At 71.3% G+C, this 21,315-nt stretch carries 21 protein-coding genes and 1 riboswitch; of the genes, 15 read left to right on the plus strand and 6 right to left on the minus strand.

Translation table 11 applies throughout. The features are described 5' to 3' along the window. Together ACN263_RS14280 and ACN263_RS14285 are read left to right on the plus strand one after the other, a co-directional pair. Positions 1-1,167, plus strand: a complete 1,167-nt coding sequence (locus ACN263_RS14280) for a globin domain-containing protein (protein ID WP_422740287.1) — start codon at positions 1-3, stop codon at positions 1,165-1,167. Then, entirely contained in the window at positions 1,164-1,859 is a 696-nt protein-coding gene (locus ACN263_RS14285) for a DivIVA domain-containing protein (RefSeq protein ID WP_422740288.1), read from the plus strand. Before ACN263_RS14280 ends, ACN263_RS14285 begins: the two co-directional genes overlap by 4 nt. 51 nt (positions 1,860-1,910) lie before the next feature. On the opposite strand, the gene ACN263_RS14290 is transcribed toward ACN263_RS14285, so the two are convergent. Next, the gene (locus ACN263_RS14290) at positions 1,911-2,567 is read right to left on the minus strand and encodes an NAD(P)-binding oxidoreductase (protein WP_422740289.1); all 657 of its coding nucleotides are present in this window, start codon (positions 2,565-2,567) and stop codon (positions 1,911-1,913) included. 554 nt (positions 2,568-3,121) lie between these two features. On the opposite strand from ACN263_RS14290, the gene ACN263_RS14295 reads away from it, so the two are divergent. Together ACN263_RS14295 and gcvP are read left to right on the plus strand one after the other, a co-directional pair. After that, entirely contained in the window at positions 3,122-3,967 is an 846-nt protein-coding gene (locus ACN263_RS14295; RefSeq protein WP_422740290.1) for an NAD-dependent protein deacetylase, read from the plus strand. A gap of 63 nt (positions 3,968-4,030) precedes the next feature. After that, positions 4,031-4,126, plus strand: a riboswitch (glycine riboswitch). 72 nt (positions 4,127-4,198) lie between these two features. Continuing rightward, positions 4,199-7,021 carry an aminomethyl-transferring glycine dehydrogenase gene (gene gcvP, locus ACN263_RS14300; protein WP_422740291.1) on the plus strand — a complete coding sequence of 941 codons (2,823 nt, stop codon included), beginning with the start codon at positions 4,199-4,201 and terminating at the stop codon, positions 7,019-7,021. Positions 7,022-7,113: 92 nt separating this feature from the next. Here gcvP and ACN263_RS14305 read toward each other — a convergent pair whose 3' ends face one another. Continuing rightward, complete coding sequence (locus ACN263_RS14305) at positions 7,114-7,314, minus strand: DUF5999 family protein (RefSeq protein WP_089000314.1); 201 nt, start codon at positions 7,312-7,314, stop codon at positions 7,114-7,116. A gap of 96 nt (positions 7,315-7,410) precedes the next feature. Between ACN263_RS14305 and ACN263_RS14310 the strand changes: the two genes are divergently transcribed. The 5 genes from ACN263_RS14310 to ACN263_RS14330 all read left to right on the plus strand — a co-directional run bounded on the left by ACN263_RS14310 (position 7,411) and on the right by ACN263_RS14330 (position 11,634). Then, positions 7,411-8,631, plus strand: a complete 1,221-nt coding sequence (locus tag ACN263_RS14310) for a chorismate-binding protein (protein ID WP_422740292.1) — start codon at positions 7,411-7,413, stop codon at positions 8,629-8,631. Between the two features lie 31 nt (positions 8,632-8,662). Next, positions 8,663-9,172 carry a peptide deformylase gene (gene def / locus ACN263_RS14315; RefSeq protein WP_422740293.1) on the plus strand — a complete coding sequence of 170 codons (510 nt, stop codon included), beginning with the start codon at positions 8,663-8,665 and terminating at the stop codon, positions 9,170-9,172. A 262-nt stretch (positions 9,173-9,434) separates the two neighbouring features. Beyond that, complete coding sequence (locus tag ACN263_RS14320; RefSeq protein WP_422740294.1) at positions 9,435-9,764, plus strand: ArsR/SmtB family transcription factor; 330 nt, start codon at positions 9,435-9,437, stop codon at positions 9,762-9,764. Between the two features lie 3 nt (positions 9,765-9,767). Beyond that, positions 9,768-10,043, plus strand: a complete 276-nt coding sequence (locus ACN263_RS14325) for a hypothetical protein (RefSeq protein WP_422740295.1) — start codon at positions 9,768-9,770, stop codon at positions 10,041-10,043. A 31-nt stretch (positions 10,044-10,074) separates the two neighbouring features. Continuing rightward, the gene (locus ACN263_RS14330; protein WP_422740296.1) at positions 10,075-11,634 is read left to right on the plus strand and encodes a serine hydrolase domain-containing protein; all 1,560 of its coding nucleotides are present in this window, start codon (positions 10,075-10,077) and stop codon (positions 11,632-11,634) included. Here ACN263_RS14330 and ACN263_RS14335 read toward each other — a convergent pair whose 3' ends face one another. Beyond that, positions 11,635-12,408 (minus strand): sulfite exporter TauE/SafE family protein, encoded by a 774-nt coding sequence (locus ACN263_RS14335; RefSeq protein WP_422740297.1) that lies wholly within the window; start codon positions 12,406-12,408, stop codon positions 11,635-11,637. It lies immediately after the preceding gene. Between the two features lie 183 nt (positions 12,409-12,591). Here ACN263_RS14335 and ACN263_RS14340 point away from each other — a divergent pair, with 183 nt between their 5' ends. Then, positions 12,592-13,371 (plus strand): endonuclease/exonuclease/phosphatase family protein, encoded by a 780-nt coding sequence (locus ACN263_RS14340; RefSeq protein ID WP_422740298.1) that lies wholly within the window; start codon positions 12,592-12,594, stop codon positions 13,369-13,371. 15 nt (positions 13,372-13,386) lie between these two features. Then, positions 13,387-14,190 (plus strand): MBL fold metallo-hydrolase, encoded by an 804-nt coding sequence (locus ACN263_RS14345; protein ID WP_422740299.1) that lies wholly within the window; start codon positions 13,387-13,389, stop codon positions 14,188-14,190. Positions 14,191-14,194: 4 nt separating this feature from the next. Here ACN263_RS14345 and ACN263_RS14350 read toward each other — a convergent pair whose 3' ends face one another. Next, on the minus strand, positions 14,195-15,193 hold the full coding sequence (locus ACN263_RS14350) for a tyrosine-type recombinase/integrase (protein ID WP_422740300.1): 999 nt from the start codon (positions 15,191-15,193) through the stop codon (positions 14,195-14,197). A 553-nt stretch (positions 15,194-15,746) separates the two neighbouring features. Here ACN263_RS14350 and ACN263_RS14355 point away from each other — a divergent pair. Further along, positions 15,747-16,592 (plus strand): hypothetical protein, encoded by an 846-nt coding sequence (locus ACN263_RS14355; protein ID WP_422740301.1) that lies wholly within the window; start codon positions 15,747-15,749, stop codon positions 16,590-16,592. Positions 16,593-16,674: 82 nt separating this feature from the next. Here ACN263_RS14355 and ACN263_RS14360 read toward each other — a convergent pair whose 3' ends face one another. Together ACN263_RS14360 and ACN263_RS14365 are read right to left on the minus strand one after the other, a co-directional pair. Then, the gene (locus tag ACN263_RS14360; protein WP_422740302.1) at positions 16,675-17,262 is read right to left on the minus strand and encodes a DinB family protein; all 588 of its coding nucleotides are present in this window, start codon (positions 17,260-17,262) and stop codon (positions 16,675-16,677) included. Between the two features lie 5 nt (positions 17,263-17,267). Next, positions 17,268-18,071, minus strand: a complete 804-nt coding sequence (locus ACN263_RS14365) for an alpha/beta fold hydrolase (protein ID WP_422740303.1) — start codon at positions 18,069-18,071, stop codon at positions 17,268-17,270. Between the two features lie 170 nt (positions 18,072-18,241). Between ACN263_RS14365 and zwf the strand changes: the two genes are divergently transcribed. The 3 genes from zwf (at position 18,242) to ACN263_RS14380 (ending at position 21,275) form a co-directional block, all read left to right on the plus strand. Then, positions 18,242-19,621: a glucose-6-phosphate dehydrogenase gene (gene zwf / locus ACN263_RS14370; protein WP_422740304.1), complete on the plus strand. Its 1,380-nt coding sequence runs from the start codon at positions 18,242-18,244 to the stop codon at positions 19,619-19,621. 128 nt (positions 19,622-19,749) lie between these two features. Beyond that, positions 19,750-21,153, plus strand: coding sequence for an OFA family MFS transporter (locus tag ACN263_RS14375; RefSeq protein ID WP_422740305.1), 1,404 nt, complete (start codon positions 19,750-19,752; stop codon positions 21,151-21,153). Further along, a complete protein-coding gene (locus tag ACN263_RS14380) occupies positions 21,150-21,275 on the plus strand; it encodes an MFS transporter small subunit (RefSeq protein ID WP_422740306.1) in 126 nt (41 codons plus the stop codon). The genes ACN263_RS14375 and ACN263_RS14380 overlap by 4 nt, the downstream gene beginning before the upstream one ends. Positions 21,276-21,315 lie beyond the last annotated feature (40 nt).

Raw genomic sequence — 21,315 nt, forward strand, 5'->3', positions numbered from 1 at the left:
GTGGACGCGGCCCGACTCAAGCAGAGCTGGTCCCTCGTCGCCGCGCACGGCGACGAGGTGCCGCTCTACTTCTATTCGACGTTGTTCCTGGCCCATCCCGAGACGCGGCAGATGTTCCCGACGAACATGGCGGGGCAGCGGGATCGTCTGGTCACCGCGTTGGGCCACATCGTGTCGCATGTGGACCAGGTGGATCGGCTGGTGGGTTTCCTCCAGGACCTGGGCGCGGATCACCGTAAGTTCGCGGTGCGCGCCGAGCACTACCCGGCGGTCGGTGAGGCGCTGTTGGCGACGTTGCAGCATTTCCTGGCCGAGCAGTGGACCGACGAGCTGGCCCAGGACTGGGCGGCCGCGTACGGGTTGATCGCGCAGGTGATGACGGAGGCCGCGCAGGCCGCGGAGGCGGTGAACCCGCCGTGGTGGGTGGCGGAGATCGTCGCCCACGAGCGGCGGGCGTTCGACGTGGCGGTGTTGACGGTGCGTCCGCAGTATCTGTTGCCGTTCACCCCGGGTCAGTCGATCGGGGTGTCGCATCCGGCGGTGCGGTCGTGGCGGTACTACTCGCCGGCGAACGCGCCGCGTGCGGACGGCACGTTGGAGTTGCATGTGCGGGCCGCGCCGGGTGGCGCGGTGTCGTCGCGGCTGGTGTACGGCTCGGCGGTGGGGGACCGCATCAACCTGGCCGCGCCGGTCGGGGAGCGGTTGTCGTTGTGGTCGGCGGGCTCCAGTGACCTGTTGGTATTGACGTCGGGCACGGGTTGGGCGCCGATGAAGGCGTTGGTGGAGCAGATCGCCGCGGAGGGTTCCCGTCGTCGGGTGGACCTGTACGTGGGTGCGCGGTCGCGCAGCGAGTTCTACGACAGCGACGCGATCGACAAGATGGCGTCGTCGTTTCCGTGGCTGACGGTGACGTACGTGGTGGGCGCGGACGCGAACCGGCCGGGTGAGTTCGTGCACGCGGTGGACCGGGCGTTGGCCGACGGTGACTGGCGTTCGCGGCACGTGTACGTGTGCGGGTCGGACGAGATGGTGTCGCACGCGGCGCAGACGTTGGCGCGGGCGGGTTTCCACGACGGTCAGGTGCATCACGAGGGTCTGGGCAAGCAGTGGTACGGCCCGGCGTGGCGTACGGCGGTCCAGCAGTCGAGTGCAGGGGGTGACCAGTGAGCGCGAGCCCGATCAGCCGGTACGACGGGATTCAGGTCTCCGGTGGTGTGCAGGTGCGGATGACCTCCGACCGGGTTCGGCGGTGGGAGTTCGGTACGGCGCCGTTCGCGCGGCGGGGCTACGACCACGCGGACGTGGATCGGTTCCGGGTGCAGGTCGCCGACGAGTTGGATCTGTTGGCGACGCAGATCGCGCATCTGCGGGCGGAGAACGAGCGGCTGACCGATCGGGTGGAGTTGCACCGCCACGGGGTGATCCCGAGCGCGGGGGCGGCGGCGAAGGTGCCGGCGGCCAAGGAGGTGAACCTGCTGTCGGCGGCGCAGCGCGAGGCCGAGCAGATCATCGCGCAGGCGCACGACTACGCGCGGCGGGTCGCGGAGTACGCCCGGGTGCAGTACGAGAGCTACATGCGGGCGGCGGCGGAGGAGGCGAAGCAGGAGGCTGAGCGGGCGGTGGCGGAGTACCGCAGTTCGGCCGGGTCGAGCTTCGACGACACGGTGGCGACCCGGGAGGCGTTGCGGATCTTCGGCGAGATGATGGTGTCGCACATGCAGGCGGCGGCGCGGCATCTCGACGACGGCAGTGAGCAGTTGGCGCGCACGATGGACCGGATCGCGCAGGAGACGCCGGGGGCACCGTTCGTGGGCGGTGCGGCGGCGCAGACGGCGTTGCCGCGTCACCACCAGCGCTGAACAGCCACCGGGGTGGGGCCCTCGACGGTGGGGCCGCACCCCGGTGGTGGGTCAGGTGGCGGCGGCGTGGACCGCGGCGGCGATCGGGGTGGGTCCGTCGACGAGTTCCAGGGTCGCGCCGGCGGTGCGGGGTTCGTCCAGGAGCGCAGCGAGGACCAGGGCGACGTCGGCGCGGCTGATGGCACCCCGGCCGGCGTGTGCGGTGAGGGTGACGTGGCCGGTGGGTTCGTCGTCGGTGAGGCGGCCGGGCCGCAGGATCGTCCAGGCCAGGTCGCGGGCGCGCAGGTCGTCTTCGGCGGCGCGTTTGGCGCGCAGGTAGGCGGCCCACACGTCGTCGGTGCCGGCGGCGGGTGGCCGGTCCACGCCCATCGAGGAGACCAGCAGGTAGCGGTGCACGCCGGCGCGGGTGGCGGCGTCGGCGAGCAGCGCGGCGGCGGCCCGGTCGACGGTGTCCTTGCGGGCGGCGCCGCTGCCGGGTCCGGCGCCGGCGGCGAAGATGACCGCGTCGGCGTCGTGCAGGTGCGCGGCGACCTCGTCGACATCGGCGTGTTCCAGGTCGCAGACGACGGCGGTGGCGCCGACGGCACGCAGGTCGTCGACCTGGTCGGGGTTGCGGATCAGGCCGACGGCGGTGTCGCCGCGCTCGGCGAGGTGCCGCTCGACGAGCAGGGCGATCTTGCCGTGGCCTCCGGCGATGACGACACGCATGTGCCCAACCTACCGGCGGCGTCGGCGTGGGTCGCGGTGTAGCTCGCCGCTGTCGGACGGGCGGCCGCGACGGTGGGCCGTGTGCCCCTGGCTTCCTTTGGAGCTGACTCGTCTACGACATCGTCAGCCGTGTCTGGCTGCGCCGCGGCCCATGGCCGACTCGCCAGCGATGTGAGGCTGTACCGCGGGAGCCACGGACCGGGGAGACCAGCAGGCCCGTCGTACCCCGACCTGGGCAGCCGCTGGCGCCTTTGCACCGCTAGCCGCCTCGCCGCCGCCCTCCTGCCCCGCCGATCTTGCACTTTCTGCGGCGACGTATTGGGCATACGACCTATATCGACAACAGAAAGTGCAAGATCGGCGCGGTGGTGTGCGGCGGCGCGGCGCACGCAGCGGGCGCGGGGCGAAGGTCGGTCGTGACCGTCTGATTCGCTGACGACATCAGCTCCACAGAATCCGCGCACCACCCTCGCCGCCGCCGCTGGCACTGTCGGGAGGCATCGCCACCCCGCGGGTGTTCGGCGTCGGGGGGTGGGCTGAGGCAGCATGAAGGGGTGACGACGAGTGTGCAGGAGCTGGCCGAGTTGGTGGCCGGTGGTCAGGTGGTCGTGCTCAGCGGGGCGGGCCTGTCCACCGAGTCGGGCATCCCGGACTATCGGGGGCCCTCCGGGGTGGCCCGGCGGCACACCCCGATGACGTACCAGGCGTTCACCCGTGACCCCGTCGCCCGGCGGCGGTACTGGGCGCGTAGCCACCTGGGGTGGCGGTTGATCGCGCGGGCGACGCCGAACGCGGGGCATCGGGCGGTGGCCCGGTTGCAGGACGCCGGCCTGGTCGACGCGGTGATCACGCAGAACGTGGACGGGTTGCACGGCGCGGCGGGCAGTGACCGGGTGGTGGAGTTGCACGGTCGCCTGGACGAGGTGACCTGCCTGGACTGTGGCAACCTGACCTCCCGCGAGGAGGTGGACCGGCGGCTGCGCGAGGCGAACCCGGACTTCGTGGCCCGGGTGGCCGCGGTCAACCCGGACGGTGATGTTGATCTCCCCGATGAGCAGGTGGCGCAGTTCCGGCCGGTGGACTGCGGGATCTGTGGGACGGGGATGCTGAAACCGGACGTGGTGTTCTTCGGCGAGACGGTGCCGCCGCAGCGGGTGGCGCGGTGTTTCGCGCTGGTGGAGCAGGCCCGGGCGGTGGTGGTGCTCGGGTCGTCGTTGACCGTCATGTCGGGCCGCCGGTTCGTGATCCGGGCCGCGAAGCAGGGCATTGCGGTGGCGATCGTCAACCAGGGGCCGACCCGGGGTGACGGGTACGCCACCGTGCGCGTCGACGCGCCGCTGGGGGAGGTGCTGCCGGCGCTCGCCGAGCGGGTCAGCGGCGCGGCGGCGGTGCCGGTGTGACAGTCGTCCCCGGGTAGGACATCTGCCGGAAACACCGGCGCTGGTAGCGTTGACCATGCCGGTACCACCCACGTGGGAGAGACCGCCCGGCAGTTCGGGCGGCGCCGAAGGGGCAAATCCTCCCCGGAACCTCTCAGGCAAAAGGACCTCGTGGGCAGGCACTGTGGAGCGCCCCGTGGGGTGTGACAGAGGGGGAGGCCGACCCGTCGACCTCGCCCGGGAGCGCCCCTGATGTCCCTAGAGCAGTTCGCCACCCGTCACATCGGCCCCGGCCCCGACGACGAGCGCCGCATGTTGGAGGTCGTCGGCCACGAATGCATCGACGAGCTGATGGATGCCGCGATCCCCGAGGTGATCCGCTGGCACGGCACCCTCGACCTGCCGGCGGCGGCCACCGAGGCCGAGGCCATCGCCGAGCTGCGGGCCCTGGCGGCCCGCAACACCGTCGCCGTGTCCATGATCGGCCTGGGGTACCACGGTACGCACACCCCGGCGGTGATCCGCCGTAACGTCCTGGAGGACCCGGCCTGGTACACGGCGTACACGCCGTACCAGCCGGAGATCAGCCAGGGGCGCCTGGAGGCGCTGCTGAACTTCCAGACCATGGTGACCGACCTGACCGGTTTGGCCACCGCGAACGCCTCGATGCTCGACGAGGGCACCGCCGCGGCGGAGGCGATGACCCTTGCGCGTCGCGCGTCCAAGAGCAAGAGCAGCGTGTACGTCGTCGACGCCGACGCCCTGCCGCAGACCATCGCGGTGATCACCAGCCGGGCGGTGCCGCTCGGCATCGACGTGCGGGTCGTCGACGTCGCGCGCGACGAGTTGCCGGCCGAGTTCTTCGGCCTGCACCTGCAGTACCCGGGGGCGTCCGGTGCGGTTCGTGACCATTCCGCCCTGGTGACGGCGGCACACGCGGCGGGTGCGCTGGTGACCGTCGCGGCGGACCTGCTGGCGTTGACGTTGCTGCGGGCGCCGGGGGAGATCGGCGCGGACATCGCCGCCGGCACCACCCAGCGGTTCGGCGTACCCATGGGCTTCGGTGGGCCGCACGCCGGTTACCTGGCGGTGCGCGCGGGTCTGGAGCGGATGCTGCCCGGGCGCCTGGTCGGGGTGTCCCGTGACGCGGACGGCAACCCGGCGTACCGGCTGGCGTTGCAGACCCGCGAGCAGCACATCCGGCGGGAGAAGGCCACCAGCAACATCTGCACCGCGCAGGTGCTGCTGGCGGTGATGGCCGGCATGTACGCCGTGTACCACGGCCCGGACGGGCTGCGGGACATCGCGGCGCGTACCCACGCCATGGCGGCGCGGCTCGCGGCCGGCCTGCGCGCCGGGGGCGTGGACGTCGCGGACGTCGCGTTCTTCGACACCGTCACCGCGACCGTGCCGGGCGGCGCGGCGCGGGTCGTCGCGGCGGCGGCGCAGCGGGGTGTGAACCTGCGCCTCGTCGACGCCGACCGGGTGGGGATGTCCTGCGACGAGACGACCACCGACGCGCACCTGCGGCAGGTGTGGGCGGCGTTCGGGGTGCCCGCGTTCGACGGTGCCGCCGACGCGGCCCTGCCCGGCGACCTGGCCCGGACGACCGACTTCCTGACCCACCCGGTGTTCCGCAGCCACCACTCGGAGACGGCGATGCTGCGCTACCTGCGGCGGCTGTCGGACTTCGACTACGCCCTGGACCGGGGCATGATCCCCCTCGGTTCGTGCACGATGAAGCTGAACGCGACCACCGAGATGGAGCCGGTCAGCTGGGCGGAGTTCGCAAACCTCCACCCGTTCGCGCCGGACGACCAGACCGTCGGGTACCGGGAGATGATCGGCCAGGTGGAGTCGTGGCTGGCCGAGGTGACCGGCTACGACGCGGTCAGCGTGCAACCGAACGCCGGGTCGCAGGGTGAGCTGGCCGGGCTGCTGGCGATCCGCTCGTACCACGCGTCGCGGGGCGAGTCGCACCGCGACGTGTGCCTGATCCCGTCGTCGGCGCACGGCACGAACGCGGCCAGCGCGGTGATGGCCGGCATGCGGGTCGTCGTGGTGGCCTGCGACGACGACGGCAACGTCGACCTCGTCGACCTCGACGCGAAGATCGACAAGCACCGGGACGCGCTCGCCGCGATCATGGTGACGTACCCGTCGACGCACGGCGTGTACGAGACGGGCATCGCGTCGCTGTGCGCGAAGGTCCACGACGCCGGCGGTCAGGTGTACGTCGACGGGGCGAACCTCAACGCGCTCGTCGGGTACGCCAAGCCCGGCAAGTTCGGCGCGGACGTGTCGCACCTGAACCTGCACAAGACGTTCTGCATCCCGCACGGCGGCGGCGGCCCCGGCGTCGGCCCGGTGGCGGTCCGCGCGCACCTGGCGCCGTTCCTGCCCGGCGACCCTCTCGGCGCGCACGTCGACGCCACGCCGGCGATCTCGGCGGCGAAGTACGGGTCGGCGGGCATCCTGCCGATCCCGTGGGCGTACCTGCGGATGATGGGCGCCGAGGGGCTGACCCGGGCCACCGGCGTGGCGGTCCTCGCGGCGAACTACGTGGCGGCGCGGCTGCGTGAGCACTACCCGGTGCTGTACACGGGCAACAAGGGCCTGGTCGCGCACGAGTGCATCCTCGACCTGCGTCCGTTGACGAAGGCGACCGGCGTGAGCGTGGACGACGTGGCGAAGCGGCTCATCGACTACGGCTTCCACGCGCCGACGATGTCGTTCCCCGTCGCGGGGACGCTGATGGTGGAGCCGACCGAGAGCGAGGACCTGGCCGAGCTGGACCGGTTCTGCGACGCGATGATCGCCATTCGTGCGGAGATCGAGCAGGTCGGCTCGGGGCAGTGGCCGGCGGGGGACAACCCCCTGGCGAACGCGCCGCACACCGCGGCGATGGTCAGCGGTGACGAGTGGCCGCACCCGTACCCGCGGTCGGTGGGCGCGTACCCGGCGGGCGTGGACCGGGCCGGGAAGTACTGGCCGCCGGTGCGGCGGATCGACGGCGCGTACGGCGACCGGAACCTGGTCTGCTCGTGCCCGTCGCCGGAGGCGTTCGAGGACTGACGTGGGGCACGCCGGGGCGGGCGGTTTCGGCCCGTCCCGGCAGCCGCTGCGCGGATGGGCAGCGCCTCGGTGTGGTGACGCTGGGTGGTCGTTCAGGCCACGAGAGCGTGGCGGGCGGGACCGCGGTGGGGTGCGATGCTGCTGCCGTCGGGGAGCAGCTCGCCGGTGTCCTCGAAGACGATGACACCATTGCAGAGCAGGCTCCAGCCCTGCTCAGGGAAGCAGGCGAGGACCCGGGCGGCTTCCCGGTCGGTGGCTTCAGCAGAGGGGCAGGTCGGTTGGTGCTGGCACATCGGGTTCTCCGGACTGTGGGGGCACTGTGTCATGGTTCACATGACCAGTGACGCACAGTACCAAGCGAAAGTGTCCAGCATCGAGCAGGTGTCGGGTTGGCGCACGGGAAATCCACTGAACGGATGAGGAAGATCGGACCATACGGCGTGGAACCGCTCCCACAGGTGCTGGTCGATGTGCCGGCCGCACCGCCCGGATGCCGCGACACCCTCGTCGAACGGGCCCGCCTGCAGTGGCGCCGCACCGACGGCGGCGACCCCGCCGCCCTCGCCCAGGAGTTCCTGGCCGGGCACGGCCTGGACCTGTCCGACCTGAGCCGACCCGCGCCCGCCCACCCGGACGGCGGCGCCTGCGGCGCGGCGCTCTACCTGTCCGCCGCCGCCGGCGCGCTGCTCGCCGGCGCCCCGGTCGGCGCGCCGGAGCCGGCGCCGGCCCTGCCCGACCTCGCCGTCGTCGTCTACCACCACGGACCCGCCCGCGTCGCCCCCACCGACCCGGCCACACCGTGGTGGCTCGGCCCGTGGACCGAGAGTTGGACACCCGCGCAGCACGCCGCCGCCGTGGAGGCCGTCCGCGCCGCCATCGGCCGCGGCGACGTCTACCAGAGCAACCTCGTCGGGCACGCCGCCGCCCCCTACACGGGTGACCCACTGCCGGCCCTGCGTCGACTTGGCGCGCTACCCGGCGCTCGCTACGGCGGCGTCCTGACCGGCGACGGCTGGGCCATCGGCTGTGCCTCCCCGGAAACCCTCGTCGAGGTGCACGACGGGCACCTCATCACCCGGCCCATCAAGGGCACCCGTCCCGCCACCGCCACCGGCCGCGTCGAACTGCTCACCAGCGCCAAGGAACGCGCCGAGCACATCATGATCGTCGACCTGGAACGCAACGACCTGGCCCGGATCGCCCGCACCGGCACCGTCACCGTCGACGATCTGTTCGCCGTGCGCCGCTGGTGCGACCTGTGGCAGGCCGAGTCCACCGTCCGCGCGCGGGCCGCCGACGGCCTCGGCCTCGCCGACCTGCTCCGCGCCACCTGCCCCGGCGGCTCCGTCACCGGGGCGCCGAAACTCGCCGCCCTCACCCACATCGCCGCCGCCGAACCCGTCGGCCGGGGCGCCAGCATGGGCGCCCTCGGCTGGGTCGCGCTCGGCCGCATCGACCTCGGGCTGACCATCCGCACCGCCGCCGCCGCCGGCCACGCCCTGCACACCTGGGCGGGCGGCGGCATCACCTGGGACAGCGACCCCACCGCCGAGGTCGCCGAGGCCGCTGCGAAGACCGCACCGGTACGCGCCGCCCTGGCCGGACACTGACACCACCACCGGCGGCGATAGGCTGACCGGCATGACCATGCGGCCCATCCGGATCATCGGCGACCCCGTCCTGCGCACCGAGTGCGCGCCGGTCACCACCTTCGACGCCGAGCTGCGCGCCCTGGTCACCGACCTGATGGACACCCTGCTCGGTGAGCCCGGCCGCGCCGGTGTCGCCGCGCCCCAGATCGGCGTCGACGCCCAGGTGTTCGTCTACGACGCCGACGGCCACCGCGGCCACCTCATCAACCCCACCCTCGAGTTGTCCGACGAGACGCAGGACGACGAGGAGGGCTGCCTGTCCATCCCCGGGCTGTACTTCCCGACCGTGCGGGCCCTGCACGCCACCGCCCACGGCGTCGACCAGCACGGCGAACCGTTGACCATCAGCGGCAGCGGATTCCTCGCCCGCGCCCTGCAACACGAGACCGACCACCTGCGCGGCACCCTCTACGTCGACACCCTGCGCGGCGACGTCCGCCGCCGGGCCCTGCGCGAGATCCGCGCCGGCCGCTTCGACTCACCCAGCCGCCGCGGCTGACCCTCCTTCGGGCCCTGCGCGAGATCCGCGCCGGCCGCTTCGACTCACCCAGCCGCCGCGGCTGACCCTCCTTTCCGAGGCGGTACGCGGACCACGCGCCCGAAGACCCCGGCCGTCGCCGGCGCTGCCAGCGGGGGAGACCACCGCACGTTCGCACGACGACGCTCCACAGCGTTGACACCCCCACGCCACCCCTGTCAGACTTCTGTGACACCACCTGTCAGAGAAACCTGACAGGGTGCTGGGCGGAGAGGGAACGACGATGAGCGACACCTTGCCCACCGGTGACGAACTCGTACCACTGCTGGCCGCGCTGGCCAGCCCACACCGGCTACGAATCCTCGCCGCCCTGGCGCAGCAGCGCACCTACGTCAGCGACCTCGCACGCCAACTGCACATGAACCGACCCCTGCTCTACATGCACCTGCAAAAGCTGGAAGCCGCCGGCCTGGTGACCGGCGAACTGGTCACCGCGCCCGACGGCAGCTCGGTGAAATACGTCCAGGCCGTGCCGTTCACCCTCGCCCTGGACCTGACCGCGATCGTGCTGGCCGCACAGAGTCTGACCGGCACCACAGACAAGGAGACGTGAGCGATGACCCCCCAACTGGCACTGGACGTGGCGCAGACCTCCACCCTCGCCGTGACGGCGATCGTCCTCGCGGCGGTCACTGTCGCCGGCCTCATCACGACCGGCATCTACCGCGCCCGCTACGCGGCAGCCCGCGAGGAGAGCTACCGCTCCCTCGCCGAACGCGGCACCGACAGCGCCCAGGCCACCGCAGCCGCGCTCAAGGGCGTCCGCGACGAACTCGGCGAGGTCCAGCAGCGACTGGCCGCGCTCGAGAAACTGCTGAGCCAGATCGGCTGACGGCAGCCGACAACGCAGGAGGGCAACCACCATGGACACCCGTACGCCACCGACGCGGACCCGCCGCCTCCTCGCCGCAGCCGCCTGCGCGCTCGCCCTGACCACGACGCCCGTACCCGCCATCGCCAGCCCCACGACCCCGGACGAGCTGAACGCCAGCGAACGCTACCTGCACACCTACCAACAGCAGACCCGGGCGCCCGGCCTGGCATACGCGGTGATACGCGGCACCCAGGTGATCCAACGCGGCGCGTGGGGCGTCGACGGCAACGGACGGCCCATGACCACCCAGACGCCGTTCCTGCTCGGCTCCACCAGCAAATCGTTCACCGCGCTCGCCGTGACCCAGCTTGCCGAGTCCGGCCAGATCAACCTGGACACCACTGTCGCCACCTACCTACCCTGGCTGCGCCTGGCCGACCCGGCCACCACCCGGACCGTCACCGTCCGGCACCTCCTGACCCACACCAGCGGCCTGCCCCAGGTCTGGAGCACCGACCTGACCGACCGCTACGACAACCAGCCCGGCGGCCTGACCCGATCGGTACGCGACCTCACGACAGTGCGGCCCATCGCCGGCGTCGGAGAGACCTACCGGTACAGCGACGCCAACTACATGATCCTCGGCGCGCTCGTCGAGAACGTCACCGGCGACACCTTCGGCCGCTACCTGCGCCGCAACGTGCTCGACCCGCTGGCCATGACACACTCCGCAGCCACCGCCGACGAAGCCCGCGCCGCCGCCCTCCCGCCCGGACACCGGTACTACCTCGGTCGGCCACAACGCTTCGCCGCACCGTTCGACACCGCCGGAGTGCCCTACGGCTTCCTCGCCGCCAGCCTCGACGACCTCACCCACTACGCCATCGCCCACCTCGACGACGGCCGCTACGCCCAGAACACGCTCCTGAGCCCACAGGGCATACGCCAGCTGCACACCGGCACCGTCGACACCGGCCACGGCACCTACGGCCTCGGCTGGCAGAACAGCACCCTCGACGGTGTCGGCGCACCCATCGTCTGGCACGCCGGCGCAACCCCCGACTACTTCACCCACATCGTGCTCGCCCCCGAGACAAACCTCGGCGTGGTCGTCATGACGAACGTCTACGGCCTGGCGATGGACGCGCCACTGAGCGCCGCAGCGTTCAACCTGGCCCGCATCCTGCACGGCGGCACCCCCGCCACCGCCACCGCCGACCCCGTCCACAACTGGACCCTGGCCGGACTCCTCGCCGTCGCCACCGCGCTGCTCAGCACCCTCGGATGGTCCCTCATCCGCGCCCGCCGGACCCGGCGGCAGGACCCCCGCACGCCGGCCCGGACGAGCACCGTCACCCTCCTCTGGCTCGCCGGCTGCGCCACCGTCGCCACAGCCGCCGCCCGGCAGTTGCCCCGCCTCTTCCAAGGCGCCGACCTGGCCAAACTATCTCTATGGGCACCCGACATCGGTCACGCCATCGCCCTCGTCATCGCCCTGTCGGCCGCCCTCGCCCTGACCCGCCTCGCCATCGGCGCCCACACGATGACGACCCGACGCCCCCGCCAGCGCAGCGCTGGCCACCCACGCCCGCTGACCCGCCAAGGGTGATCAGCCAGCGACCCACTGGTCGTAACCCAGCTTCGCCACCAACGCCAGCACCACCACCAGCAACACCACCCGCACGAACCCCGACCCGCGCCGCAACGCCATCCGCGCACCCACCACCGCGCCCGCGATGTTGCACACCGCCATCGCCGCGCCCAACCACCACCACACATGCCCGGTCAGCGCGAACACCACCAACGCGCCCAGGTTCGTCCCCGCGTTGACGACCTTCGCCATCGCCGACCCGTGCACGAAGTCCGCACCCACCAACGTCGTGAACGCCAACACCAGGAACGTGCCCGTACCCGGCCCGATCAACCCGTCGTACAGGGCGATACCCACCCCGGCCACACCGACCGCCGCCACCACCCGCACCCGCGTCCGCCGCGCCGGCACCGCCACCACCCCCAACCGGGGACGCAACAGCACGAACACCGCCACCGCCACCAGCACCACCAACACCACCGGCCGGTACGCCGACGCCGGCACCGCCCCCGCCAACGCCGCACCCACCCCCGCACTGAGCACCGCCACACCCGCCGCCGGCCCCGCCAGCCGCCAGTCCACCTTCGTGCGCCGCGCGTACGTCGCCGCCGCCGTCGCCGTACCGAAGATCGCCGCCAACTTGTTCGTGCCCAACGCGGTGGCCACCGGCACACCCGGCGCCGCCACCAACAACGCCGGCAGCAGCAGCAACCCACCACCACCGACCACGGCATCCACCCACCCGGCCATCGCCGCGGCGGCCAGCAGGGTACTCAGCGATACGACGTCCACGGGCGGCAATTCTCCCCACCCGACCCGCCGCAGCAGCCCGTGAAGTGGCACGACTCACCGCTCACCGGTCACGCCGCCGCCGTAACCACACCCCCCACGCCCCGACCGCCACGAACACCAGCATCGAACACAGCAACACCTTCACCACCCGGCAACCCTGCCACGGGGACGTAAGGTGCAGGAGTGCGCCTGGCCACCTTCAACCTGCTGCACGGACGATCCCTCACCGACGGCCTCGTCGACGCCGACCGACTCGCCGCCGCCGTACACGCCCTCGACGCCGACGTCCTCGCCCTGCAGGAAGTCGACCGCGACCAACACCGCAGCGGCAACCTCGACCTCACCGCCATCGCCGCCCGCGCCCTCGACGCCCCCCACCACCGCTTCGCCGCCGCCGTCGTCGGCACCCCCGGCGAACGGTTCCGCCCCCTGCGCCACGACGACGACGGCCACGGCGAACCCTGCTACGGCATCGGCCTCATCAGCCGCCACCCCGTACGCAGCTGGCACATCACCCGACTCAAACCCGCCCCCGTACGCTCACCCGTCTACATCCCCGGCCCCGGCGGCGGCCTCATCCTCCTCGACGACGAACCCCGCGTCGTCCTCGCCGCCATCCTGGACACCCCGCACGGCCCCCTCACCGTCGCCGCGACCCACCTGTCCTTCGTACCCGGCTGGAACGCCCGCCAACTCCGCCAGACCGTGCGTGCCCTGCGCGGCCTACCGGGCCCCCGCGTCCTGCTCGGCGACCTCAACCTCCCCGCCGGCCCGGCCCGCCTCGTGTCCCGCTGGCGGCCACTCGGCCGACGCCCCACCTACCCCGCCGGACAACCCCGCGTCCAACTCGACCACATCCTCGCCGACCGACACGCCCTCGACGCGCTCCCACCCGTACGCGCCGTCACCACCCCGGCGTCCACCATCTCCGACCACCGACCCCTGCTCGTCGACCTCGGCTGACCGGCACGGACCACCGTGAGCACACCACCACCGGCAACCCGGATCACCCACATCGGCGGACCCACCACCCTCATCGAAGTCGGCGGCTGGCGCATCCTCACCGACCCCACCTTCGACCCACCCGGACGCCGCTACACCTTCGGCTGGGGCACCGCGTCACGCAAGACCACCGGCCCCGCCATCGCCGCCACCGACCTCGGCCCCATCGACGCCGTCCTGCTCAGCCACGACCACCACGGCGACAACCTCGACGACACCGGCCGCGCCCTGCTCACCACCGCCGGCACCGTCCTCACCACCACCGCCGGCGCACGCCGCCTCGGCCACCACACCCACGGCCTACGCCCCTGGCAGACCACCCGTCTGGTACGCCCCGGCCGCCCCACCATCGACGTCACCGCCACCCCCTGCCGACACGGCCCACCACTGAGCCGCCCCCTCGTCGGCGACGTCATCGGCTTCGCACTGCGCTGGCCCGGCCAACACCACGGCGCACTGTGGATCACCGGAGACACCGTGCTGACCCGCCGCGTACGCCAGGTACCCACCCGCATCCGCGTCGGCACCGTCCTGCTGCACCTCGGCGGCGTCCGGTTCCCCACCACCGGCCCACTGCGCTACTCCATGACCGCCCGACATGCGGTACGCCTGTGCGCCACACTGCGCCCGCACACCACGATCCCCGTGCACTACGAAGGCTGGCAGCACTTCCAGGAACCCCGCCACGTCATCGAACGGACGTTCACCACCGCACCGCCCGCCGTGCGCGACAGCCTCCGCTGGCTCCCACCGGGGGAGCCCACCACGATCGCCGTCTGACCGCTCATTCCCGGTCCGCCACCAGAGCAGCCAACACCCGATGGGTACGACTCGCGCGGATCGCCTCGCGCTGCTGCCCGGCCGTCACCTCGATGTACGTCTGCGACGACGCCAACGACGCGTGCCCCAACAACCGCATGATCTCCGCCGCGCCCGCCCCGTCCTCCGCCAACCGGGTCGCGAACGTGTGCCGCAACGCGTGCAACCGCGCCCCCTTCGGCACCCGGTCACCGATACCCGCCCGCCGATAACACGACTCGACCAGATACTGCAGACCACCCCGGCGCAACGGCTCACCCCGCCGATCCACCAGCAACGCCGAGTCCGGGCGTACCGACCGCGACCCGAAGCGCCGCGCCCGACTGGCCAGGTAGTCCGCCAGCACCCGGTCCAGATCCGCCTCGATCGGCACCACCCGGGGCCGCCCGCCCTTACCCGCCACCTCCACCCGCCGCTCACCCGGACGCCCACCCAGCGACCCCACCCGCAACGCCAGCAGCTCCGACAGGCGCAGCCCGGCGCAGAGCGCCACCGCCAGCACCGCCACGTCCCGCTCCGGCCACGGATCCCGCTGCCGCCCGTCGTCACGCGCCACCGACGCCAGCAGCACCTCGGGCGTGTCCGCGCCGCGCAGCGGCTTCGGCTCGGGCAGGACGGCCCGGGGCCGGTCGACCGCCGGCATCGGGTTGCCCGCCACCACACCGTCGGTCACCAGGAACGTGAAGAAGCTGTTCCAGGTGGACCAGGCGCGGTGCACCGACGCGGGTGCCCGGGGAGCGGCGAACCGGGCGAACGCCGCCCGCAGCACCCGGGGGGACAGGTCGGTGATCGTCAGCTCCTCGAGGGGGAGGGGAGTGGCGGCACCGTCGGCCACCAGGGCAGCGACCGCGTACAGATCCCGTCGGTAGGCCGCCAGAGTGTGAGGAGAGGGCTTGCGAGTGGCCCGGGCCGTCAGGAACTCCTCGATCAGCACCTTGAGCGATTCGTCCTGTTTGTCATGCATAAGCCATATTATGCATGATTCTCGCGTTGCCCGACAGGGAGGGGAGAGGGGGAGCGCGGACGACACCGGACTCGCCAACCCGGGCACCGGGCGACCTACAGGCCGGCGGGCCTGCTGTCGCGCGCAGCAACCTGGGCGACGGCGTTGACGTTCGAGGCGAGGCGAGGGCGACGGCGCTGACGTTCGAGGGTGGAGCCGCAGCAATGCTGCGCGGGACGCCCGAGGCGTGCCATCCGCCCGAAGCGGCGTGACCCGACGCTCTCGATCCGCGAGATACGCCCATGATCGTGCTCGATCCTGGATCGAGTGGTCTCGGCGCGCGGTGGAGGCCACTACTTCACGGTTAGTGCACGATCTCGACGGTGTGCACTCGCTCCCGACGGGTGCGCGCCACCGGCGCGCGGCCAGGTCGGGGGTGGGCCTCTCACCGTCTACTTTACATAATGTGCATTATCGAATGTGGAGCGGCACCCGGGGATGGACCCGGTGGGCTAGCGTGTCGTCGATCTACTGGGGAGATTCCCCGCAGCCTTGTAGGGAAAGAAGCAACTACGTGTCTTTGTGGAAGAAGACCGCGGTCGTCGCGGTCTCGGCGCTCACCGCACTCGCCGCCTCCGCCTGCGCAGTGGCGACCGGCTCGTCGGGTTCGTCCGACGCACCGAAGCAGACCAGCGTCCTTGAACTGCTCGCCAGCGACCTCAAGGGGTCGCTGCAGAAGACGATGGACACCACCGACAAGAGCGACTCGGTGACCCTGACGATGACGGGCACCGCCGGTGGCGAGAAGATCTCGATGCAGGGTGTCCTGGACCTGGGTGACCCGGTCAAGGCCGAGATGACGATGGCGGACCCGAAGGACGGCCCGACCGTCGTCCGGCTGATCGGGACGGCGTTCTACGTCGAGGTCCCGGCGAAGGACCGCGCCAACATGGGCGGTAAGCGCTGGCTGAAGATGGACATGGGCAGCATCGGTCAGCAGGCCGGGATGGACTTCAGCAAGCAGTTCGAGGACATCGACCCGACCAAGCAGGTCAAGACGCTGCTCGCGTCCGAGGGCGTGACGGTCGTCGGTGAGGAGACGGTCAACGGGGCGAAGACGGTCCACTACACCGTCACCACTCCGGTGGCCACGCAGTTGGCGCAGGTCGACGCCAAGCTGCGGGCCGGTGTCGAGAAGCAGTTCGCCGCAGCGGGCGTCAAGGAGGTCAAAATCGACCTGTGGGTCGACGAGCAGTACCGGCCGCGTCGGGCGGGCACGAACATGGGCGCGATGGGCGACGTGCTGGTCGACTACACCGACTACGGCAAGCCGGTCAGCATCGAGACGCCGTCGGCGGCGGAGACCACCGACTTCGCCGAGATGTTGCAGGACCTGAAGGGCCTGGGCGCCGGGAACTGATCGGCGCGGTGTGGCTGCCCGGCCGACGCGGAGACGTGTCGGCCGGGCAGCGTCGTTCTCGCCGCCCGCTCCCCCAGCTCGGTCAGTCGAACTGGTCGGCCAGTTTGCGCAGCTTGTCGACGTACGCCGGCCAGTCGTGGTCGGGGATGGCGGTGCCGTCCTGCCGCCACCCGATTGCTCCGTCGTGCTGCTCGCGCATGATGTCCAACTGACCGGCGTGCCGGGCGACGTCGCCGGTGACGTGCATGATGACCCGGGCCAGTGTCACGTCCTGCCGGCCGGGCTGCCACCAGGGCACCTGCCCCGGCGCGTCGAGCGGTAGCTGGTTGATCGTCTCGTCCGCGAAGGCGCCGACGCGGCGGTACAGGTCGATGAGGCCGTCCTTGGTCTCGGTCTCGGTCGCGTACCAGTCCGCCTGGGGGTCGTCGTCGAAGGCGGTGAGCGGGACCAGTTCCGCCGGGGTCGGGAACTCGCGGCCGAAGGTGGGCCCGAAGTAGGCGGCCTCGACGTTGAGGCAGTGTTTGACGACTCCCAGCATGTTGTTGCCGGTGGTGGTGCGGGGCGTTCGGGCGGCGCGTTCGCCGATGCCGTCGAGTTTCCAGATCAGGTCGTCGCGGCTCCTTTGGAGGTAGTAGTGCATCGCGGCCTTGGTGTCGCCCAGGTCAGCCATGGCGGTCATTGTGGCGTACGGGTCTGACTCTGTCCGGTTCGGTGGAGCCAGGCCCGGGTGTGGGCGCGGAGCAGGGCGGGTTGTTCGAAGGGCAGGTAGTGCCCGGCCTCGTCGAGGGTGGTGTAGGTGCCTCGGGGGTAGCGGCGCATGGCGTGGAACTGGTCGGCGTAGCCGACGATGCCGTCCTGGCGGCCGGTGAGTACGGTGACCGGCCCGTCGAAGGGGGTGTCGGCGGTCTCGTCGGGGAGCGTGTATCCGGGTCCTGTTCGCAGTTCCTGCTGGAAGGTGTGGTCGCCGGGGCCGCCGGTGTTGAGGGCGTGTACGACGGTGGCGACGACGGTCGGGGTGCGGTGGCCCAGCGCGGTGTCGAGGTGTGGGCGCAGGTCGGTGGGGGCGGCGTCGAGCCAGCCGGTGGGTCCGGGGGGCGGACGGTGCTCGGGCAGGGTGCGGCTGGCCGGTGCGATGGTGATGCCGGGGCAGACGAGGAGTAGGCCGCGGACGAGGTCGGGGCGTTGGCGGGCGATGCCGGCGGCGAGGTAGGCGCCGTAGGAGGCGCCGGCCAGCAGGGCCGGGGCGTCGATGTGCTGGTCGAGCCAGGCGCAGATGGTGGTCAGCAGCGCCTGGGAGGTGGGCGCGCAGGTGGGTGGGGTGTCGCCGTGGCCGGGCAGGTCCAGGTATGTCTCGCGCAGGCCGGTGTCGGCGAGGGCGGGGTGGAAGGCGGCGGCGGTGGCGGCGCGGGTGGTGCCGAACATTGGCAGGCACACGATGTCGGGGCCGGCTTGCGGTGAGCGGTCGGCTGCCAGGGGCATGCTGGTCCCTCTCGGGGCGTGGGGGTGTTACCGCGTCATCTTCCGTCGTGGCGGATGGGCGGGCGGGGGTGTCGCCGACCTCACTGTGGGCCGCTTGCTGGGAATTCCGCTGGCGGGACGCGCCGTTGTCCGTTCGGAAGATCAGGTTCCCATGATCGGATGGAAGTGCCATGCGCGTGCGCTCAGACGCGGTTGTGCTGTTCGGCGTGACAGGTGATCTTGTCTCGAAGAAGCTGTTTCCGGCGTTGTACGAGTTGACCCGGCGGGGACGTCTCGACGTTCCGGTGATCGGGGTGGCCCGCTCCCCCTGGGATGATCAGCAGTTGGTGACGACCGCCCGTAAGTCGGTGGCGGAGGCGACCGACGAGGTGGACGACGGGACGTTCGACGCGTTGGCGGCGAATCTGTCGATGATCTCCGGGGATTACGCGGATCCGGCGACGTACGAGCGGCTGGCGGAGCGGCTGCGCGACGCGCAGCGGCCGATTTTCTACCTGGCGATAGAGCCGATGGTGTTCGGTGCGGTGGTGCGGGGCCTGGCGGCGGTCGGGTTGGCCGATCGTGGTCGGGTGATCGTGGAGAAGCCGTTCGGGCGTGACCTGGCGTCGTCGCAGGAGCTGGATCGGACGTTGGGGGCGGCGTTCGACGCGAGTCGGGTGTTCCGGATCGACCACTACCTCGGCAAGGAGGCGGTGGAGGGTTTGTACGCGTTCCGGTTCGCGAACCGGTTGTTCGAGCCGTTGTGGAACCGTGAGCACATCGACAATGTGCAGGTGACGCTCGCCGAGGGTTTCGGTACGCAGGGTCGGGCCGGTTTCTACGACACGGTGGGTGCGACGCGGGACGTGTTGCAGAACCACATTTTGCAGGTCGTGGCGTTGATCGCGATGGACGCGCCGGTGAGTGACGACGTGGACGCGTTCCGCGAGGCGGAGGCGGCGGTGCTGCGGCAGGTCGTGCCGTTGGCGCCGGAGTCGACGGTGCGGGGGCAGTACGCGGGGTACCGGGACGAGCCGGGTGTCGCGCCGGGTTCGAACACGGAGACGTTCGTGGCGACGCGGTTGACGGTGGATTCGCCCCGCTGGGCGGGTGTGCCGTTCTATCTGCGGACGGGTAAGTCGTTGCCGGGGACGGCAACGGAGGTGGTGGTGGAGTTCAAGCGGCCGCAGCGGTCGTTGATTCCGGCCGAGGGTGGCGCGGTGGCGCCGGCGAACCTGTTGCGGTTCCGGTTGGGTCGTGGGGACGGCATCACGATGTCGATCCAGGCGAAGAGTCCGGGCGCGGAGGTGGCGAGTCGGCCGGTGGACCTGTCGGTGGACTTCGGTGCGGCTCTGGGTCGGCGTCAGGAGGCGTACGAGCGGTTGCTCGACGACGCGATGGACGGGCAGCATCTGCGGTTCGCGCGGGCGGAGACGATTCGGCAGGAGTGGCGGATCGTGGAGCCGATCCTGGATCTGGCGGCGCCGGTGCTGTCGTACGACAAGGGCAGTTGGGGTCCGGCGGACGCGGATGCCCTCGCCGGTGGCTGGCACGCGCCGGACCTGGGGTAGTCCCGGCGTGGGCTGAGTGACCGCTCAGCTCACGGGAGGGACCGTCCGGCGACGGTGAGGTTTGCTCCTCGGGGGCGGGGTGGGCACGTTGGGGCCACGTTTCGTCCGCCTCGGAGAGGAAGCAGCGCATGCTGTCCGCACTCGATCGTCGGCACACCGTCGCGCCGCCCGGCTACAGCCGGTGGCTCATTCCCCCGGCGGCGTTGGCCATCCACCTGTGTATCGGTCAGGTCTACGCCACGAGCGTCTACAAGAATTCGTTGATCGCCCACTTCGACACCGGTCAGACCGCGATCGGGGTGATCTTCAGTATCGCGATCGTGATGCTGGGGTTGTCGGCCGCGGTGGCCGGGACGTGGGTGGAGGCGAACGGGCCGCGAAAGGCGATGTTCGTGTCGGCCTGTTTCTGGGCGGCGGGTTTCCTCGTCGGGTCGCTGGGCATCGCCACGAAGCAGTTGTGGCTGCTGTACCTGGGGTACGGGCTGCTGGGCGGCATCGGCCTGGGTATCGGCTACATCTCCCCCGTGTCCACGCTGATCAAGTGGTTCCCGGACCGGCCGGGGCTGGCGACCGGTTTGGCGATCATGGGGTTCGGTGGTGGGGCGATGGTGGCCTCTCCCCTGTCGCGGCAGTTGCTGTCGTTCTACGACCCGGGTTACGACCCGTCGAACGCGGGTTCGACGGCGTCGGGCAACGCGCTGGTGTGGTTGTTCGTGACGCTGGGCCTGGGCTACTTCGTGATCATGATGTTTGGGGTGGCGAACGTGCGGGTGCCGGCCGAGGGGTGGCGGCCGGCGGGCTTCGACCCGGCGTCGGTGGCGGCGAAGCCGTTGGTCACCACGGCGAACGTGTCGGCGGCGAACGCGGTGAAGACCCGGTCGTTCTGGCTGTTGTGGGTGGTGTTGTTCTGCAACGTGACGGCCGGTATCGGGATCCTGGAGCAGGCCAGCCCGATGATCCAGGACTTCTTCCGGGACAACGGGACGTCGGCGGTGTCGGTGGCGGCGGCCGGTGGGTTCGTGGGTCTGCTGTCGCTGTTCAACATGGCGGGTCGGTTCGTGTGGTCGTCGACGTCGGACGTCATCGGTCGTAAGCCGATCTACCTGGTGTATCTCGGTGTGGGCATGGCGATGTACGCGCTGTTGGCCCTGTTCGGGCACACGGCGACGGCGTTGTTCGTGTTGTTCGCGTGCGTGATCCTGTCGTTCTACGGCGGTGGGTTCGCGACCGTGCCGGCGTACCTGCGGGACCTGTTCGGCACGTACCAGGTGGGGGCGATCCACGGCCGGTTGTTGACGGCCTGGTCGGCGGCGGGTGTCGCGGGTCCGCTGATCGTGAACGGGTTCCTCGACGCGCAGGGCAAGCCGGGCACGTTGACGGCGGCGGCGTACCGGCCGGCGCTGTTCACGATGGTGGGTGTGCTCGCGGTGGGCTTCGTGGCGAATCTGCTGGTACGGCCGGTGCCGCAGCGCTACCACGAGCCGGCGGACGTGGACGAGCCGAAGACCGAGCTGAGGAGCGGGACGCGATGAGTGACGACGGCCGGTACGGGCAGCAGGCCCGGTTGTGGATTTCCTGGCTGGTGGTGGCGGTGTTGTTGGGCTACGGGGTCGTGCAGACGGTGATCACGGCGGCGAAGCTGTTCACGCACTGAGAGCGTGGGGCCGGGGCGCGACGCGCGTCCCGGCCCAGCC

This window comes from Micromonospora sp. WMMD729 (assembly GCF_049315225.1).
Lineage (GTDB): Bacteria > Actinomycetota > Actinomycetes > Mycobacteriales > Micromonosporaceae > Micromonospora.

What these genes read in the sequence shown, in the direction of transcription:
- ACN263_RS14360 (WP_422740302.1), bottom strand. Translation starts at nt 17,262, where the DNA reads ATGGCTGACCTGGGCGACACCAAGGCCGCGATGCACTACTACCTCCAA.
- ACN263_RS14320 (WP_422740294.1), top strand. Translation starts at nt 9,435, where the DNA reads ATGAGCGACACCTTGCCCACCGGTGACGAACTCGTACCACTGCTGGCC.
- ACN263_RS14330 (WP_422740296.1), top strand. Translation starts at nt 10,075, where the DNA reads ATGGACACCCGTACGCCACCGACGCGGACCCGCCGCCTCCTCGCCGCA.
- ACN263_RS14365 (WP_422740303.1), bottom strand. Translation starts at nt 18,071, where the DNA reads ATGCCCCTGGCAGCCGACCGCTCACCGCAAGCCGGCCCCGACATCGTG.
- zwf (WP_422740304.1), top strand. Translation starts at nt 18,242, where the DNA reads ATGCGCGTGCGCTCAGACGCGGTTGTGCTGTTCGGCGTGACAGGTGAT.
- ACN263_RS14290 (WP_422740289.1), bottom strand. Translation starts at nt 2,567, where the DNA reads ATGCGTGTCGTCATCGCCGGAGGCCACGGCAAGATCGCCCTGCTCGTC.
- ACN263_RS14350 (WP_422740300.1), bottom strand. Translation starts at nt 15,193, where the DNA reads ATGCATGACAAACAGGACGAATCGCTCAAGGTGCTGATCGAGGAGTTC.
- ACN263_RS14325 (WP_422740295.1), top strand. Translation starts at nt 9,768, where the DNA reads ATGACCCCCCAACTGGCACTGGACGTGGCGCAGACCTCCACCCTCGCC.
- def (WP_422740293.1), top strand. Translation starts at nt 8,663, where the DNA reads ATGACCATGCGGCCCATCCGGATCATCGGCGACCCCGTCCTGCGCACC.
- ACN263_RS14305 (WP_089000314.1), bottom strand. Translation starts at nt 7,314, where the DNA reads ATGTGCCAGCACCAACCGACCTGCCCCTCTGCTGAAGCCACCGACCGG.
- ACN263_RS14375 (WP_422740305.1), top strand. Translation starts at nt 19,750, where the DNA reads ATGCTGTCCGCACTCGATCGTCGGCACACCGTCGCGCCGCCCGGCTAC.
- gcvP (WP_422740291.1), top strand. Translation starts at nt 4,199, where the DNA reads ATGTCCCTAGAGCAGTTCGCCACCCGTCACATCGGCCCCGGCCCCGAC.
- ACN263_RS14380 (WP_422740306.1), top strand. Translation starts at nt 21,150, where the DNA reads ATGAGTGACGACGGCCGGTACGGGCAGCAGGCCCGGTTGTGGATTTCC.